We start from the raw sequence: 15,919 nt of genomic DNA, 5'->3' as shown, positions 1-15,919 counted from the left end.
GAATGCGAATACCCCGAAAGCAAGGCACCAACGCATGCAGCGGGATTCTGTCCATTTCCACTGCAGAGTCTGCGTCTGTTGCTGCGGCACACTCATCGCCGTCACGATTTGCACTGGTGGCTGATTCGACCAGCAATGACCGGATATGAGCGTTGAAAGTAAATCATGCTTAGGCTCATTCGATATCGTTATCGACAACGGACTCGGAAGAGAGAGCTTCACCACTGCGCGGCACGCCCGCCGCTACGACCGGTGCCGCGAGGGAGCCCCCGAGTCCGAAAGGCAGATCGACGAGAGGGAGGGAGACGTCGTCATCGGCAACATCTCCATGAAGTTTCGCCTGTCCTTCGCCGCGCATCGCTCCGATTTTGAGGTTTGCCTCTCCACTCAGATCGATGTCGTAGCGTTCTCCTCGGATGCGAGATTTGGAAAGGCGGGCATAGCCAGGTACAAAATCGATTCTGGCCTCTGCCGTGTCGAATTTCGTGCGGCCGCCTGCCGGGATCAGCGGCCCATCCTTCTCTGTCATGATCTCGCGGCCGTTTGCTAGCCCCTCCAGAGTCAGGGGTAGATTGGCTCCCGCAATGCTGCCGTCCCTCGCTTTGGCACTAAGCATCCCATTAAAAGCCTTGACCATCGCGCCCAGCGTCTCGCCTTGGGTCGTGACGTCGATAGCAGCGTCAAGCGTACCTTCGGGCAGTTGTGGTGGACTAACGAGCGATGGCGGCATGAGCGACAGCAGTGCTCGACTGGTCTCGCCCAGTTCGACATTCTCTAGCCGGCCATTGAGCGCAACCTGTGGTGCCCCCTCTTCCGGCTGCGCGCTGAGCGCCAGTTCGCCCCATAGTCGCCCGAGGTCGCCGGCCGCGCCCACTTCCAGCCGGGCATGGCCACCACTGGCATTGAACAGGAAATGTCGTGCCTCCAAATCCTTCCCGGCGAATCTAACGTTGCGGAACCGTGCAGAAAGCATGATGTCGAGTGGAACGAGCCAGTCCAGCGTAACCGGAGCCTCCCGCCAAGCTCCCGTCTCGAGCACGATAGAGGCGTCGCGCCAAGCGGCTATTGCTCCACGCACGACACTGCCCACCTGATCGAATGGCGTCTCTTCACTGCCGAGCGCGATAGCAAGATCACCCTCTGCGAGAAAGCCGCTGAACGAAATGGCCGCATCGGCGATTTCGAGCGTCTGCGGCGTCACGGAGAAATTTCCCTCGAGCACGATCGGGCCTATGCGGGTCAATCCAACGGCGGCGGCGATGCGTCTCAGCGCCGAGATCATCTCGCCTTCCTTAGCGGCGACTGGAACCTCGGGCTGCGGCGGCGTGCCGTTTTCATCCGCAATGTCCGCAGCTCGCAGCGCCAGTCGCGCTTCGCTTCCACTGCCTGAAAAGGCAACTGCGGGATCTTCGAACCATCCTTCCACTTGAAGTCGTTCCTTGCCGGCGGGAATGACACCGGTGAGCAGAACTTCTGTCGTGTCCGGACTCGCCGTCATCCGCAGGTCTATGCCGTCAACGCCGACCCGCCGCCCGGTCGGCCCCTCGTAGGTAAAACTGGCATTGGTGATAATCACTTCTCCGCCTGGGCTCTGATGCTCCGGTTCGTTTGTCTGGGACTCGCGCAACCTGGGCGTTACGGTATCACCGTGAGCCTGAAGCCGAAGCTGCGGAGTATCGAGCGTCAGGGTGTCGATCTCCACCTTGCCTTGCAGCAGGGGAAGCACCTTGAACGTCGCGTGAAGAGAGGCCACGTCCAGTTGCCACTCATCACCGTTAAGGGTTCCTTTAAATACCGCGTTCTCGGCTGTCATCGCCGGACCCCGGTCGAGTGAGACCTCCACATTTGCCGGCAAACGGAACTCGCCGCCGCTCCAAGTCGCGGTATGGGCCGCGAGAGCCTCACGCAACTTGTTTTCAGGAACGAGACTCGGCAGAGCCAAATAGGTCACGGTCGCAGCAGCCATGAGAACGAGCGCAAAAATGGCCACAAATAGCCTGTATGGGCGCGTCGCATTCTTTTGACTTATCCAAGTCACCGTTCTGTGACCTTTCGTTGCTGAATGTGAAACGCTCCTGACTTACTCAAGATCGAACAGCAGCCGAGACATTGTGGCATGTGATTACCGGGACCTCAGAGGCCGTGCAAGGGCGGGGCCGAGCTCGAAGGGCGGTGCTGTGCTTTCGTTGCAGAACCTTCGACATCTCCGTTTCGCGGCTTTGCGAAGCGAACCATTGAAGATAATCGCCATGGGGCATGTTTCGATCTTAGAAAAATCCGGCAAGTCTTTGACTGACCAAGAATTATTACATGCGCAAGATAGGCACCCACCCACGACGCCAACATGTCAAATCCATCCCGGACCACCAACGGCGAACTCCGTCGCCTGAAACATGGTGGCACAGGCGAAAACCGCCCTCGCGAAGGGTCATTTCAGAAGCTCCGAGATCGGCATCCAAAAATCACCAAAAATTCCATATATAACTGAAAAATAGTAGAAAAATCACTAGGTGGCCATGGGCGGATGAGTGGGTTATCTTGCTTTCATGTTACTCCATCTCGATCCGAAGGCAACTCTGATGGCACGAGACCATCTCATCGGCGGGCAGGTCCGATATCCTGCCATATGCAAGTGGCAAGAACTCGCCGACAAGGGAAGCACATGAACCGGGCAGTCCCCCCGAAAATGGCTTCGTCAGCCACGCCCGAAGCGATCATTTCGCCCGAGAAGGGAACACTGGAAGTTCTGGCAGTGGATCTCGATGGCACGTTAATTCGTTCTGATATGCTCTTCGAGACGTTTTGGGCGGCGCTTTCACAACGATGGACGAATATCGCTGCGATATTCGGTGCGCTCCCGGTAGGGCGAGCCAATCTGAAGCGAGCGCTAGACGGACTGGGCGCCGTCGATGTCGCAGCGCTGCCTTTCAACGACGACGTGGTGGCCTATATCCGACGCTGGCGTAACGCCGGTGGGCGAACGGTTCTGGTTTCCGCCGCCGAGCATCGGATCGTCGAGCGGGTCGCGGACCATCTTGGGCTTTTCGACGAGGCGTATGGATCGGACGGGCGGGTGAACCTGAAGGGGCCGCGCAAGGCTGCGTTCCTGTCCGAACGGTTTCCCGAAGGTTTCGCCTATATCGGCGACGAGGACGCCGATTACGCGATATGGGAAAAGTCAAAGCGCGCCATTACCGTGGACGTGCATCGGTCGCTGCGGTCTCGGGTCGATGCACTCGCCGTCGAGTCCGAACACCTGACGACCCACGGATCGCACTTCTGGCCACTCCTACGCGCGATGCGGCCGCTGCAATGGCTGAAGAACATACTCGTCTTCCTGCCCCTGCTCGCGGCGCACCAATTGGAGCTCATGACTCTCGGTCAGGCCGCTCTGGCTTTCGTCGCCTACAGCCTGATTGCCTCGTCGGTCTACCTGCTCAACGACCTTCTCGACCTCGAGGCGGATCGGGCGCATCCCCGTAAGCGCGAGCGTCCCTTTGCTTCAGGGGCGCTGCCACTCTCCTGGGGCACAGCGCTGGCACCAGGGCTTCTGTTGGCAGGTGCCCTCGTCTCACTGGGTCTGGGGCCAGAATTCCTGGCCGTGATGGCACTCTATTACCTCGCCACCACCCTCTATTCCTTTGTCCTCAAGCGCCGGCTGGTGGTTGATATCTGCGCGCTCGCTTCCCTTTACACTTTGCGTATCATCGCGGGCGGTGTGGCGACGGGCATCCCGCTCTCGGTTTGGCTCCTGGCCTTCTCGATGTTCTTCTTCTTCTCTCTCGCCGCGGTGAAGCGGCAGGCCGAATTGGTCTCAAACGTAGCGGAGGGCGAGCACAAGGCACATGGGCGAGGCTACATGACCAGCGATCTGCCCTTGGTCGCCAATATGGCGGTAGCGTCGGGTTATGTCTCCGTGCTGGTCATGGCGCTCTATCTGAATTCGCCGGCGGTACAGATCCTCTATACGTGGACGGCGCCGCTCTGGGGCATCTGCCTGGTGTTGCTCTACTGGATCAGCCGGATGGTGATGCTTGCTCATCGCGGACGGATGCACGACGATCCGGTAGTGTTCGCAGCGCAGGACAGGGTGTCGATTGTCTGTGCGTGCATTTCGCTCGGTCTGGCGCTTTCAGGAATGGTGCTGTGACCAGGACGACGCTCATTGCCCGCTATGGGGCCTTTGCCGTTGCTGCGACACTCGCCAATCTCGGGGCGCAGCGGGCGGTGCTTGCGGTCAACGAGGGACCCCGGGGGTTCGTCATCGCGCTATTCGTCGGCACTCTTGTTGGACTGGTGCTCAAATACTTGCTCGACAAACGCTGGATCTTTGCCGACCGGACGACCGGAATGGCGATGCATGGACGGAAATTCACGCTCTACACAACCATGGGCATCGCTACCACGGCGATTTTCTGGGGAACCGAGACAGCGTTTTGGGCCATCTGGCAAAGTGATATCGCGCGCGAAACTGGTGCCGTTCTGGGCCTCGGAATTGGCTATCTCGTCAAATATCGTCTCGACAGGCGGTTCGTGTTCACCAACACCACACTTGGTACGGCATGACTGATGGGGAGAACCGCATAGCCGAACTCACGGGCTGGGGACGTTACCCGCGCCGACGAGGGGCCTTTATACGCCCTCGCAACCTGGACGACTTGCGAGCAATGATCGGGAAAGGCGGTGTTGTTGCACGTGGCAACGGGCGAGCCTATGGCGATAGCGCGATAGGGGCGGCGGCCACACTCGACATGCGGCGATTGAACCGGATGTTGTCGTTCGATGCACAGACCGGGTGCCTCGTGGCCGAGGCCGGAGTAATCCTCGGCGACGTGATTGCGACCTTTCTGCCCCGCGGTTGGTTCCCCTGGGTAACGCCCGGAACGAAGTTCGTGACACTAGGTGGTGCGATCGCGGCCGACATTCATGGCAAGAACCATCACCGAGACGGCTCCTTCGGCAATTTCGTCGAATGGATCGACGTGATGGGAGCGGACGGTGAGATCACGCGAGCAAGCCGGGAGGAGAATGCCGATCTCTTTGCCTGGAGCGTCGGTGGAATGGGGCTGACCGGCGTGATTTTGCGTGCCTGTATCCGGCTTCGCCCTGTCGAAAGCGGCTGGATCGCACAACAGACCGTCGCGGCGCCGAACCTCGCCGAGGCGATGGACGTCTTCGAGTCTGCGAACGATGCAACTTATTCGGTTGCCTGGGTCGATTGCATCGCTTCGGGGGCGGCGCTCGGTCGGTCGCTGGTGATGACCGGAGAGCATGTTGGTGCAGAAGAACTGCCACACGCCTACCGATCGCACCCATTCAGGACACCGCGCAAGCGCAACCTATCCGTGCCCTTCAATGCTCCGACCGGCATACTCAATCGCTTCTCGGTTCGCGCCTTCAACGCTTTCTATTGGAGACGTGCTCAACGCGCTTCGCGCGAAACGCTGGTTGACTGGGACAGTTATTTCTATCCGCTCGATGCCGTTCTCGGCTGGAATCGGATCTATGGCCGCCGCGGCTTTCTACAATTCCAGTGCGTGCTGCCGCTTGAGAGCTCCAAGGCGGGGTTAGCGGCACTGCTTTCCGAGACAGCCGCGTCCGGACAAGGATCGTTTCTCACGGTGCTGAAGCGGTTTGGTCAGCAAAACGGCCGGTTCTCGTTCCCGATGCCAGGCTATACGCTGGCGCTGGATTTCCCGGTAAGCGCGCGGACGTTTTCGCTGCTTGATCGGCTCGACGCCATCACCTTGGATCATGGCGGACGCTTCTATCTGGCCAAGGACGCGCGCCTTACCGCCACAACGCTCCGCCAAGCCGATCCACGTGCAGATGCATTCTGTACGATGCGGCAAGAATCAGATCTCGACCAAGCGTTCGCATCAGCGCAATCCGAAAGACTGCTTCTATGAAAGACATCGTTCTCGTTCTAGGTGGACGCTCCGACATCGGCCTCGCCGTGGCCCATCACTTCGCTGCAGCAGGACATCCGGTAGCCCTCGCCGCCCGAAATGCAGCCGATCTAGAAGAGGCGCGTGCCGATATCGCCATCCGACATGGCGTTGAGGCGACGTTGCACGAATTTGATGCGCTCGACACCGACGCGCTAAGCGGCTTCGTAAATGCTTTCGATCCAATGCCCGGTATCGTGGTCTCTGCGGTCGGGGCGCTGGGTGACCAAGCGGAGAGCGAGGCCGACCCAGCTGCCGCGGCCCTTGTCATGCGCACGAATTACGAGGCGCCTGCACAGGTTCTGGAACTCTTCGCGGCACGGATGGTGGCCCGGGGAAGCGGTACGCTTGTTGGTATTTCCTCGGTTGCAGGTGACCGCGGGCGGGCTGTGAATTATGTCTACGGCTCGGCCAAGGCCGGGTTCACCGCGTATCTCTCGGGGCTGAGAAACCGCCTGTCGAATTCAGGCGTGCATGTCGTCACAATCAAGCCGGGCTTTGTCTACACGCGGATGACCGAGGGGATGGGATTGCCAGGCTCACTGACCGCCCGCCCCGAGGCGGTTGCCGAGACGATCTTTCAGGCCGTCGCCCGGGGGCGATCCGTTGTCTATGTCAAGCCGATCTGGCGGGTGATCATGGGCATTATCCGTGCCATACCTGAGCCTATTTTCCGCAAAACCCGTATCGGCAGCTGAGCGGCATGGTAGCACGCGCTGGGCTATGGGACTACTGTCCGAAGAAGTCCTCAGTTGCAATTGCATATGCCTGGATCGATCTGTAACCGGCCACGCCGCCTCAGAAGACTGCGGAGTCCGATATTCTCGGTGCCGAAGACAGCAAGTTCTGGCATGATCGCAAAGGCGCATCGCTGAGTGCCTTGCGAACCTGCACAGCAATCGCACGCAGCGAGGTGGTCGTGGTGTGTTCCGGCGAGAATATAAGGTGTAGGGGCAGCGTCTGTGTCGGCCACGGGATGAAGGGCATCTCGACGATAGTCAGCAGATGATGCATCGAATGCAAACAAACGAAAGGATTGGCAAATGAAAATCACCCGCCCGGGGCAAACGTCCTCTCACGCCGGCTCGGCTGACTGGTTTACCGGTCCTGTTCGCATCGATCCGCTGTTCTCGGCCGAAGCTCCGGGTCGCACCAGCGGCGCCCATGTTACATTCGAGCCGGGCGCGCGCACCGCATGGCACACCCATCCGGCCGGCCAGACCCTGATTGTGACCTTCGGTTGTGGCCGTGTCCAACGTGAGGGTGGACCGGTTCAAGTAATCCGCGCTGGCGATGTAGTTTGGTTTCCGGCAGGGGAAAAGCACTGGCACGGCGCCGCTCCCGACACCGCCATGAGTCATATCGCAATACAGGAATCCATCGATGGGTCACCTGTTACCTGGATGGAGTCGGTCACCGACGCCGACTACTCGAACTGACAATTGTCTGGAGAAAACCCAATCACATGATTCCGTGGTCGGGTTGCCAGCCAACTTCTTACAGGAACAACTCCGCCACGAATGCCGAGCCGACATAGGTGCCGGTCATCACCAATACCGCGACGATGAAGATCTTCCATCCCGAGGCCTTGGCGATCTCGATCTCGCGCCGGGCGATAGCGATCCCGGCATAGGCAAGGCAGGGCGTGGCCAGCGTCAGGAAATTGACATGCGCGACCCTTTCCAGCAGCCAGCCGCTTCCCGGTGTCCATGGCAGAGTCGCCACGATTCCGACCAGCGAGATCCATGCCACCGAGGGCAGGTTGACCGGAACCAGATGCGTCAGGAGCAGCCCAGCCATCGCGATCAGGTACAGGATGATCAGCCCGACCAGCCCCTGCATCACACTCGCATCCGTCGCCACCGTATTGCCCACAAGGGCGATCACGCAGACGGCGATCAGCAGTAGCGCTTGCTGGAAAAGATCCGGCTGGGTTTCGGCTTCGGGGTCGAGGGGGATATCCGCGTTGCTCATGATCACTCTCCGGTATTGGCGGTTGCGGGTTCCTTGCGACCCAGAAGGTCATACAGCTTCTCGGTCACCGGCAGGGCGACGAAGATGCACAGATACAGCCCTGTGGCATAGGTCAGCACGTTGCTGGCCCCGGCCAGGGCGAGGATCTGCTCTTCCATTTCCGGCACGGCATGGGCGAGCGCACCCGAGCATGCCGCCATCATCGAGCCCGAGCCGATCCCGCAGGCCATCGCCAGGGCCTCGATGCTGAAGACCCCGGCGGTTGCCAGCAGCGAGGCGAGGATCGCGAAAATGAAGGTGCCGAACAGCGTACCGATCACGTAGACACCCATGACGCCGGCGCCTTCCGGGCTCTTTAGCCCGTATTTGTCGGCGATGATGGCGATATTGGGTTCACGCGCGACCGAAAAGCTGGCGCCGATCGCCTCGCGCCCCATGCCCAGCAGCAATACCGCGACCGGGAAGGCCAGCACGATGGTGCCCAGATTGCCCAGCTCCTGCAAGATCAGTGCCGGGCCGGCGGCGATGATCTGCTCCATCGAGGGGCCGATGATCGTGCCGAACTTGGCGATGAAGGGCATGATGGCGATCACGATCAGCGGCGAGGCCGCCTTGACCTCGCGCTGCCCCAGCCATGCGCCCGCCTTGCGCAGGACGTTGGGATTGATCGCCAGTCCCATGACAAAGGCGTAAAGCAGCGGCAGCAGCAGGATCGAGCCGATGCCGATGGGAACCGCGATGACGCCGATGGCCTCGGCGATGATGGTGATGACCAGCACGCTTGCATGCAGGCGCCAGTCCAGAAGAATGTCCTTCGTGTTTTCCATGGGTGCCCTCTCTGTTGATATCGGCCCGGTTTCGTCACTGGACCGTTTATGGAAGCTTTCGGGTCTTGTCAGCCGGGTTCCGGCTCATCGGCCTGGCGCGTATCCGAAGCCGATGGCCGGATCGTCCGCGGTTTCGACCCAGACCGATTTCGTGGCCGTATAGGCCGCCAGCGCCTCGCGTCCGGATGAACGGCCATAGCCAGACTGGCCAAAGCCGCCAAAGGGCGACATGACATTGATTGTCTTGTAGCTGTTGATCCAGAAGGTCCCGGCCCGGACCCGCGCCGCCATGCGATGCGCCCGCCCGACATCGCGCGTCCAGGCCGCGCCCGCCAACCCGTAGGGCGTGGCATTGGCCAGGGCCACAGCCTCGTCCTCGTCCTCGAAGCTCAGCACCGACAGCACCGGGCCGAACACCTCTTCGCGGGCGATCTCCATATCGGGGACCACGCCGTCCAGCACCGTGGGGGCATAGAAATATCCACCGCTTCCGGTCAGCGTCTGCGGTTTTGCCCCGCCCGTCACGATCTGCGCGCCTTCGCCCGAAGCGGTGCGGACCATGCTGTCCACCTTGTCCCACTGCCGCGCATTGTTTACCGGGCCGATCTGCGTCGCCGGATCGAGCGGCATGCCAACGGGAATGCGTGCGGCGGCCCCCGCCAGTTTCTCGACCATCTCGGCATGGATCGAACGATGCACCAGCAGCCGTGAGCCCGCCACACAGCTTTGCCCGCATGCGGCAAAGATCGCTGCCTGAGCGCCCACTACTGCGCGGTCGATATCGGCATCGGCAAAGACGATATTGGCGGATTTCCCACCCAGTTCCAGAACCGAGGGGATCAGCCGGCGCGCGGCGGCGGCGGCAATCGCGGCTCCGCCCTGCGCCGAGCCGACAAAGACCACCAGCCCGGTGGCGGGATGACCGATCATCTTCTGACCGGCGGTCGGTCCTCGCCCGGCAATCACGTTGACCAGCCCGGCAGGTACTCCGGCCTTCTCGCATAGCGCCGCGATCACCAGCGATGTTAGCGGCGTCAGTTCGGACGGCTTCAGCAGTACCGCGTTGCCCGCGCAGATCGCCGGGGCGACCTGCCAGCAGCAGGTGAAGAGCGGGGCGTTCCACGGCGTGATTTGTGTGACGACGCCGATGGGCTCGTGCCGCGTATAGTTCAGGTGGCTGCTGGGTACGGGGATCACGTCTCCGGCGATTTTGTCGCACCAGCCCGCGTAATACTCGAACATCTCGGCCATGCGGGCCGGCTCTCCGCCGGTGTCGCGGATCGGGCGCCCGGACGAGATAGCCTCCAGCCGCGCCAGCGGTTTGGCATGGGCGCGGATCTGGCGACCGATCTCGATCATGATCCGGCCGCGCTCCGAGGCGGTCTTGGCCCACCATTGCCGCTGCGCGGTCTCCGCGACATCGGCGGCCGTATCTACGACGGCTTGTCCGGCATCCGGGAATTCGGCAAAGACCTTGCCCGTGGCCGGGTCGGTCAGCGCCAGCATCTCGCCATCACCGGCCATCAACTGCCCGCCGACATGGCTTTGCACCTGTCCCGAGCCCAGAAGTTCCGCCAGTAGCCGGGCAATTTCCACCCTGCTGTCGATATGGATATGCGGCATGTCGTCAGTCATCTGTTCTTTCCTTCGCGTGGGCGGCGGGATCGCCCATCAACATGAAATCATCCGTATCTTCCAACCCCGAGCGAGCCTCGGACCACAGTTCCGCCACCAGTTCCGAAACCGGCATCGTGCAACCGGCATCCGAGGCCAGTTCAAGCGCAAGGCGGACATCCTTCCGCATCAACCCGGCGCTGAAGCCGCTGTCGAAACTGCGGGTCAGTACCCAGTTCGGGAAATGCACCTCGCTCAGCGCGCTGCGGCCGGTGGCGCTGTTGATGACCCGCAAGGCATCCTTGGCGGGCAGCCCCGCCGCTTCGGAGAGGCGCAGAGCCTCGGCGGTGGTCAGCATATGGCAGGCGACCAGCATGTTGTTGACCAGCTTGGCGATATTCCCCGCACCGCTATCGCCGACATGGATCACCTTCGCGGCCATGCTATCCAGCACCGGCTGCGCCTTTGCCACCCATTCGGCGTCGCCGCCGATCATCATCGACAGCGCCCCGTTCGCCGCCCCCTGCGGTCCGCCGCTGACCGGCGCATCCAGAAAACCATGCCCGGCCTCGGCCAGCCTTGCCGCCAATCGCCGACTGACCGCAGTCTCGGAAGTCGACGTGTCGATGATGACCATCCCTTGCCGATTGTCGAACACGCCTGCCGCGAAGCCTGCCTCGATGGTTTCCTCGACATGTCGGGCAAGGGGGAGCGACAGCACGACCGTATCGGCGGCATGCATCACCTCGACGGGGGAGGCGGCGATAGCGATGCCGGAATCGCCGGCACGGGCCATCGCAGCTTGCGAAAGATCATAGGCCAATACCGCGAACTCGCCACGGAGCAGGTTCTGGGCGATGCCCATTCCCATCGCCCCCAGCCCGATGACGCCAACCGATTGACCCATAATGCCTCCGCTGCCTGACTGTTTGTCCGACTGTCGGATGACCGGCTGTTCCTGGATAGATGAAAATTATGATACGTTGTGTTGCCGTGCCGGCAACACTTCAGCCGCGAAACGCCACCATATGTGCGGCGAGATATTCGGCGGTGAGCGCCGCCGGGGAAGGTAGCCGTCGCCTCGCGCGTACCATCAGGTGGGCGCTGACATGCTGAAGCGATTCCTCGTCCAGATCGACGATCGCCACCTCTCCCCGCGCTGCCTGGATCGAGGCCGAAAAGCGCGGCAGAAAGGTTCCTCCCATTCCCGCGCCGACATAGCGGATCAGCGCGGCGATCGAAGAGGTCTCTACCTGCGGGCGCAGCGCCAGCCCTTGATCGCTTGCCGCGCGACCCACTAGCGTCCGGATCGCGTGGCGCGCATCGAGCATCGCGACCGGCAGTGCCAGCATCTCGGCCAGCGGGATACGCTCGCGTCGGGCCAAGGGGGAGCCGGCCGGAACAATGGCGCAAAGCGGCTGCCGCGCAATGGCGAGCGAAGCCGTTCTCTCTGTGGGTACCGGATTGTAGGCGATGCCGATATCCGCCTCGCCGTCGATTACTCTCCGCTGGATTTCCTCGGTTCCGGCAAGATCAGTGCGAAAGCGCAGCTGCGGATGCGCAAGGCCCAAGGGCGCCAATCCGTTCTGCATCAGATCGGCGGCGAAGCCTTCGCCAACCGCGATGCGCACCGGCTGACCGCCGCTTTCCCTGAACCTGCCCAGTTGATCCAGCAGGAAGGTCTGTTCGTCCCGCATATGCAGTGCATGTTCACGGACCAGCCGCCCGGCATCGGTCAGCACGATCCCCTGCGAGCTGCGTTCCAGCAGCGTGACGCCCAACCGTGTTTCGGCATCGGCCAGCTTTCGGCTGACTGCCGAAGGCGCGATGTTCAGCCGCTCTGCCGCGCGGCGGATCGAGCCTTCCTGCGCCACGATCAAAAATTCCCGCAAGAATCGGTTGCTCGGCCCTTCCATCAATCACCGGCGGCCCGACGAGCCAGCCGCACCCAGAATTCCGCGCCCGTTGGCAGAACCGCGTCGTTGAAATCGAACTGCGCCGAATGCAGTCCGGGATTGTCGCTGTCGCGCCCGGCGCCCAGCCAGATATAGGCCCCGCGCCGCTCGTTCAGCATGAAGGCGAAATCCTCGGAGGCCATGCTGGGGCCGGTCTCGGTTGTGTCCAGTTCCATGGCTTCGCCAAGCTGCCGCGCCAATGCGGCCTCTGGTGCGGAATTGATCGTCGCCGGGTAGCGACGCTGATAATCCACCGTTGCGTGGCATCCGTGCGCTGCCGCGATACCCTGCGCCACCTCGGCGAGCCGCGCCTCCAGAACATCGCCCGCCCCTGGCGAGAACCACCGGGCGGTACCCCGCAGCACGGCCCGGTCGGGGCAGATATTCCATGCCGATCCGGTATGGATCTGCGTGACCGAGACCACGCCGGGATCCAGCGGCGACAGCCGCCGCGCCGGCAATTCCTGCAACGCCCCGGTCAGGCGGGATGTCGCGGCAATCACGCCATCGCCTTGCTCGGGCATCGCGGCGTGGCTGCCGCGCCCATTGATGACGATCTCGAAGACGGCAAAGGCGGCCATCATCTCGGCATCGCGGGCAACCAGCCGTCCCGGAGGCAGCCCCGGCCAGTTATGGATGCCATAGACGGTATCGCAGGGGAATTCCCGAAACAGCCCTTCCTCGATCATCACCCGCGCGCCGCCATCGTTTTCCTCTGCAGGCTGAAAAATCAGCGTGACGGTTCCGCGTCGAACCCCCTCAGCCGCGATCTGCCGCGCGGCCAGCAATAGCATCGCGGTATGCCCGTCATGGCCGCAGGCATGCATCTTGCCGGGGTGGACCGAGGCGTAGTCGAGCCCCGTGGCCTCCTCGATGGGCAGTGCGTCGATATCGGCTCGCAACGCGACGGATGGCCCGCCTTCGCCCAGCCGTGCCACGACCCCGGTCCGGGCTAGGCCGCGATGGACCTGCCATCCCCAGCCCTCCAGCAATCCGGCGATTAGGCCGGATGTCCGGTCTTCCTGAAAGCCCAGCTCGGGATGGCGATGCAGGTCGTGCCGCCACGCGACGGCTTCGGATATGTGCTCGCTGTCGAACATGCGCTTATCCTTCCTGAAAACTCAGCAGAATGCCGCCCAATCGGTCCGTTTCGGTCAGCACCAGTTGGCGATCGATTTCTCTATAGGCGAAATCGCCCGACTTCAGGAAGGGGTGGAGGCGGTTCAGATCGGTGACGCGCAGATCCAGCGACGCGACCGAGGGCGCGCCGTCCGGGGCCAGCATTTCGGGCACTGGCCCGAACAGCGTTTCGGCGTTGTTGCGGCTGGCCACCCTCCACCAGCCGTTGCCTGTGCGGACCCGAAACCCCCATGCGGTCGGCTCTGCCGTGACGCCATGCAGGCATTGCAGCCAGTCGCGGACCCGGTCGTGATCCTTTGATTCGGCAAGGATGGTGGCCGATGCAAAGCCGGTTGCGCCATTCGGATGATCCATCCATTCTGGAAACTCGATCAGGTCGCGGCGGAATTGCTGGCAGACGAAAATCGAGAGGCGCGAGAGCTCCGGGCGGGTAAAAATCTTCAGCACGGTCGAGGTGCGGTCGGTCGTGCCATCGGCCAGCACCACATCGCGGCCAAAGCGGATCGTGCCCTCGCAATGCCCGCCCCGCGAGACGACCGCCGTCGCATCGCCCTCGGCGTCGTCGCTGTAAAGCGCACTCAGTGCCACGCCTTCACCCTGTGCTAGATGCGAGGCGACATGCCGGCCAAAGCGGAACTCTCCGGCGGGATGGCTGTCCAGCAACCCGTCATCCCATATGCTGACAAGCTCCAGTAATTGCCGCCGAAAGATCACCAGTGCGGTCGAGGTGCCCCAAGGATGTCGGCCCGGCGGCTTCATCGCGAAACCCAGTGACTGGTAGGTCCTGCGTGCCGCTTCCAGATCGCGGACGCCGACAAGCGGGTGATCAATGCCCAATGCCCCGGTCATCATTCCCTCCCGATCCGGTCTGTCGGCACGAAGCCCTGAAATCCGCCGGGCCGCCTTTCGCGCAGCTCGGCCCTTGGTCCGGCGACCAGCTCGCCGGCGGGCACCGGGTGGGTGACGACCGCCCCGGCGGCGACGACGGCACCCGCACCGATCTCGATACCGCCAAGGATCACGGCACCCGCGCCGATGGTGGCGCCCCGGCAAAGCCACGGATGCCGCCGCTCGCCGCGATCCGCCAGGGTAGAGCCAAGCGTGACCCCGTGCCAGAGGCTGACATCGTCCTCGATCACTGCCGTCTGGCCGATCACCACGCCCAGCCCATGATCCAGCCAGACCCCACGGCCGATCCGCGCCTGCGGCATGATATCGGCCCCAAGAGTGCGCGTGAACTGGCCCTTGACGGCCAGCGACAGGGAATGCCGCCCCCGCCGCCACAACGCGTTCGTCAGGCGATAGGCCATCAGGACGTGATAGCCATGGGCGAAATGCAGCGCTCCCGCCATGCCTCCGGGATCGATGTCGCGGGCAGCGGTCGCCGCCAGATCGGTCAGGGCGGCATCGACCGCCTGCGTATCGTCTCGAAAAACCTTTTCCGCCAACTTTCGAACCGACTGGCGGGCAGTGCCTTCGGGCAGGCAGGCAGAGAGGACAGACGCGAACAGCCGGGGTATGTCGGACACCGAGGAGGGGTCATAGCCGAACAACGACGATAGGGCCGGTTCAGCTGCAAAGAGTTCCGCCGTGTCGCGGATCAATCGGGTGGCAGTTTCAGTCGCTGTCATGGTTCATATGCCATCTGTCGAGTTGACTGTCAGCATGAACCAATCGGCGATCCGATCAAGCCGGGATTTCAGTTCACTATGTTGCCGAAATGAGAACGCGAGAGAACTCAGGCGTTCAGTCGTCATATGCCAGTTTCGGATACCAGTCGGTGCCCCGGCCTTCGGGGGTGGTGTCGAGCAGGATCCATAGCGGGTTCATATCGGGGGCATTATGCGGGTCCTGGCCGGGATCAGCCATTTTCGAATTGCCCTCGGCGCTGTAGAAATGATGGATCTTGCCATTGTCGCGTCGAAAGACCGTGTAGGCAGGCATGTCGGCATCGCGACCGCCGACGAAATCCTCGGTGAAATCTCCGTTCGGATCGGAATAGAGCCTGAGATGCTTCCAGCCGCGTTCGCGCCCATAGGCGGCGATCCGTTCATATGGCGAACGCGCAACGACCGCGAGCGCGATCCGCCGTTCCAGATGTGGAACCTCAGGATCCCACGAGCTTAGCTGCGCGGTGCACATCGGGCAGCCCTGTTTGCGTTGGGGACCATACATCATGCTGTAGATGACGAGCGTATCGTGCTTGCCGAACAGGGCGTCGAGGCCAATCTCGCCATCCGGCCCAACAAAGCGATAATCCGTGGTGACCTCGCCGCCCGACGGAAGCCTGCGCCGCATTTCTCCGACGCGCCAGATATGGCGGCGCAGCTCGATTTCTTCGGCAAGCAATGCATTGCGCGCTTCGCGATATTCGGCGGATTCATTGGGGAAGCTGGCTTCGTTCAAACGCGCAAGCTCCGCTGCGGGTACGAGATTTCCGGTATCGGTCATCATTCTGTCT

16 protein-coding genes are annotated in these 15,919 nt (G+C 62.1%); 6 read left to right on the top strand and 10 right to left on the bottom strand.

What is annotated here, in order from left to right:
* Positions 1-175: 175 nt before the first annotated feature.
* Positions 176-1,990, bottom strand: a complete 1,815-nt coding sequence (locus JHX88_RS19665) for an AsmA-like C-terminal region-containing protein (protein WP_141225949.1) — start codon at positions 1,988-1,990, stop codon at positions 176-178.
* A gap of 672 nt (positions 1,991-2,662) precedes the next feature.
* Between JHX88_RS19665 and JHX88_RS19660 the strand changes: the two genes are divergently transcribed.
* The 6 genes from JHX88_RS19660 (at position 2,663) to JHX88_RS19635 (ending at position 7,387) form a co-directional block, all read left to right on the top strand.
* Positions 2,663-4,150, top strand: coding sequence for a UbiA family prenyltransferase (locus JHX88_RS19660; protein WP_272848120.1), 1,488 nt, complete (start codon positions 2,663-2,665; stop codon positions 4,148-4,150).
* Entirely contained in the window at positions 4,147-4,566 is a 420-nt protein-coding gene (locus JHX88_RS19655) for a GtrA family protein (protein WP_076528824.1), read from the top strand. The genes JHX88_RS19660 and JHX88_RS19655 overlap by 4 nt, the downstream gene beginning before the upstream one ends.
* 101 nt (positions 4,567-4,667) lie before the next feature.
* Positions 4,668-5,909 carry an FAD-binding oxidoreductase gene (locus JHX88_RS19650; RefSeq protein WP_272848119.1) on the top strand — a complete coding sequence of 414 codons (1,242 nt, stop codon included), beginning with the start codon at positions 4,668-4,670 and terminating at the stop codon, positions 5,907-5,909.
* Positions 5,906-6,646, top strand: a complete 741-nt coding sequence (locus JHX88_RS19645) for an SDR family oxidoreductase (protein WP_076528827.1) — start codon at positions 5,906-5,908, stop codon at positions 6,644-6,646. The genes JHX88_RS19650 and JHX88_RS19645 overlap by 4 nt, the downstream gene beginning before the upstream one ends.
* A 122-nt stretch (positions 6,647-6,768) precedes the next feature.
* A complete protein-coding gene (locus JHX88_RS22395; RefSeq protein WP_419182373.1) occupies positions 6,769-6,957 on the top strand; it encodes a YtoQ family protein in 189 nt (62 codons plus the stop codon).
* 34 nt (positions 6,958-6,991) lie between these two features.
* Positions 6,992-7,387, top strand: coding sequence for a (R)-mandelonitrile lyase (locus JHX88_RS19635; protein WP_076528829.1), 396 nt, complete (start codon positions 6,992-6,994; stop codon positions 7,385-7,387).
* A gap of 58 nt (positions 7,388-7,445) precedes the next feature.
* On the opposite strand, the gene JHX88_RS19630 is transcribed toward JHX88_RS19635, so the two are convergent.
* The 9 genes from JHX88_RS19630 to JHX88_RS19590 all read right to left on the bottom strand — a co-directional run bounded on the left by JHX88_RS19630 (position 7,446) and on the right by JHX88_RS19590 (position 15,912).
* Positions 7,446-7,922 (bottom strand): hypothetical protein, encoded by a 477-nt coding sequence (locus JHX88_RS19630; RefSeq protein ID WP_076528830.1) that lies wholly within the window; start codon positions 7,920-7,922, stop codon positions 7,446-7,448.
* A 2-nt stretch (positions 7,923-7,924) separates the two neighbouring features.
* Complete coding sequence (locus JHX88_RS19625) at positions 7,925-8,749, bottom strand: DUF3100 domain-containing protein (protein WP_076528832.1); 825 nt, start codon at positions 8,747-8,749, stop codon at positions 7,925-7,927.
* An 84-nt stretch (positions 8,750-8,833) separates the two neighbouring features.
* Entirely contained in the window at positions 8,834-10,384 is a 1,551-nt protein-coding gene (locus tag JHX88_RS19620; protein WP_176011505.1) for an aldehyde dehydrogenase family protein, read from the bottom strand.
* Entirely contained in the window at positions 10,377-11,270 is an 894-nt protein-coding gene (locus tag JHX88_RS19615) for an NAD(P)-dependent oxidoreductase (protein WP_076528834.1), read from the bottom strand. Before JHX88_RS19615 ends, JHX88_RS19620 begins: the two co-directional genes overlap by 8 nt.
* A gap of 100 nt (positions 11,271-11,370) precedes the next feature.
* Positions 11,371-12,255 carry a LysR family transcriptional regulator gene (locus tag JHX88_RS19610; protein WP_272848118.1) on the bottom strand — a complete coding sequence of 295 codons (885 nt, stop codon included), beginning with the start codon at positions 12,253-12,255 and terminating at the stop codon, positions 11,371-11,373.
* A gap of 23 nt (positions 12,256-12,278) precedes the next feature.
* Positions 12,279-13,418 carry a M20 aminoacylase family protein gene (locus JHX88_RS19605; protein WP_076528838.1) on the bottom strand — a complete coding sequence of 380 codons (1,140 nt, stop codon included), beginning with the start codon at positions 13,416-13,418 and terminating at the stop codon, positions 12,279-12,281.
* A 4-nt stretch (positions 13,419-13,422) separates the two neighbouring features.
* Positions 13,423-14,307: a VOC family protein gene (locus JHX88_RS19600; protein WP_076528839.1), complete on the bottom strand. Its 885-nt coding sequence runs from the start codon at positions 14,305-14,307 to the stop codon at positions 13,423-13,425.
* Complete coding sequence (locus JHX88_RS19595; RefSeq protein WP_076528841.1) at positions 14,307-15,089, bottom strand: serine O-acetyltransferase; 783 nt, start codon at positions 15,087-15,089, stop codon at positions 14,307-14,309. The genes JHX88_RS19600 and JHX88_RS19595 overlap by 1 nt, the downstream gene beginning before the upstream one ends.
* Positions 15,090-15,204: 115 nt before the next feature.
* The gene (locus JHX88_RS19590) at positions 15,205-15,912 is read right to left on the bottom strand and encodes a DUF899 family protein (protein ID WP_272848117.1); all 708 of its coding nucleotides are present in this window, start codon (positions 15,910-15,912) and stop codon (positions 15,205-15,207) included.
* Positions 15,913-15,919: the final 7 nt, after the last annotated feature.

The sequence above is a fragment of the Paracoccus saliphilus genome, from assembly GCF_028553805.1.
Lineage (GTDB): Bacteria > Pseudomonadota > Alphaproteobacteria > Rhodobacterales > Rhodobacteraceae > Paracoccus > Paracoccus saliphilus.
Note: the sequence above shows the minus strand (reverse complement) of the source record. Positions and strands in the feature narration are given on the sequence as shown.

Bases quoted from the DNA above. Each gene is read 5' to 3' on its own strand.
- JHX88_RS19660 (WP_272848120.1), top strand. From the start codon at position 2,663: ATGAACCGGGCAGTCCCCCCGAAAATGGCTTCGTCAGCCACGCCCGAA.
- JHX88_RS19650 (WP_272848119.1), top strand. From the start codon at position 4,668: ATGATCGGGAAAGGCGGTGTTGTTGCACGTGGCAACGGGCGAGCCTAT.
- JHX88_RS19645 (WP_076528827.1), top strand. From the start codon at position 5,906: ATGAAAGACATCGTTCTCGTTCTAGGTGGACGCTCCGACATCGGCCTC.
- JHX88_RS19635 (WP_076528829.1), top strand. From the start codon at position 6,992: ATGAAAATCACCCGCCCGGGGCAAACGTCCTCTCACGCCGGCTCGGCT.
- JHX88_RS19630 (WP_076528830.1), bottom strand. From the start codon at position 7,922: ATGAGCAACGCGGATATCCCCCTCGACCCCGAAGCCGAAACCCAGCCG.
- JHX88_RS19625 (WP_076528832.1), bottom strand. From the start codon at position 8,749: ATGGAAAACACGAAGGACATTCTTCTGGACTGGCGCCTGCATGCAAGC.
- JHX88_RS19620 (WP_176011505.1), bottom strand. From the start codon at position 10,384: ATGACTGACGACATGCCGCATATCCATATCGACAGCAGGGTGGAAATT.
- JHX88_RS19615 (WP_076528834.1), bottom strand. From the start codon at position 11,270: ATGGGTCAATCGGTTGGCGTCATCGGGCTGGGGGCGATGGGAATGGGC.
- JHX88_RS19605 (WP_076528838.1), bottom strand. From the start codon at position 13,418: ATGTTCGACAGCGAGCACATATCCGAAGCCGTCGCGTGGCGGCACGAC.
- JHX88_RS19600 (WP_076528839.1), bottom strand. From the start codon at position 14,307: ATGACCGGGGCATTGGGCATTGATCACCCGCTTGTCGGCGTCCGCGAT.
- JHX88_RS19595 (WP_076528841.1), bottom strand. From the start codon at position 15,089: ATGACAGCGACTGAAACTGCCACCCGATTGATCCGCGACACGGCGGAA.
- JHX88_RS19590 (WP_272848117.1), bottom strand. From the start codon at position 15,912: ATGATGACCGATACCGGAAATCTCGTACCCGCAGCGGAGCTTGCGCGT.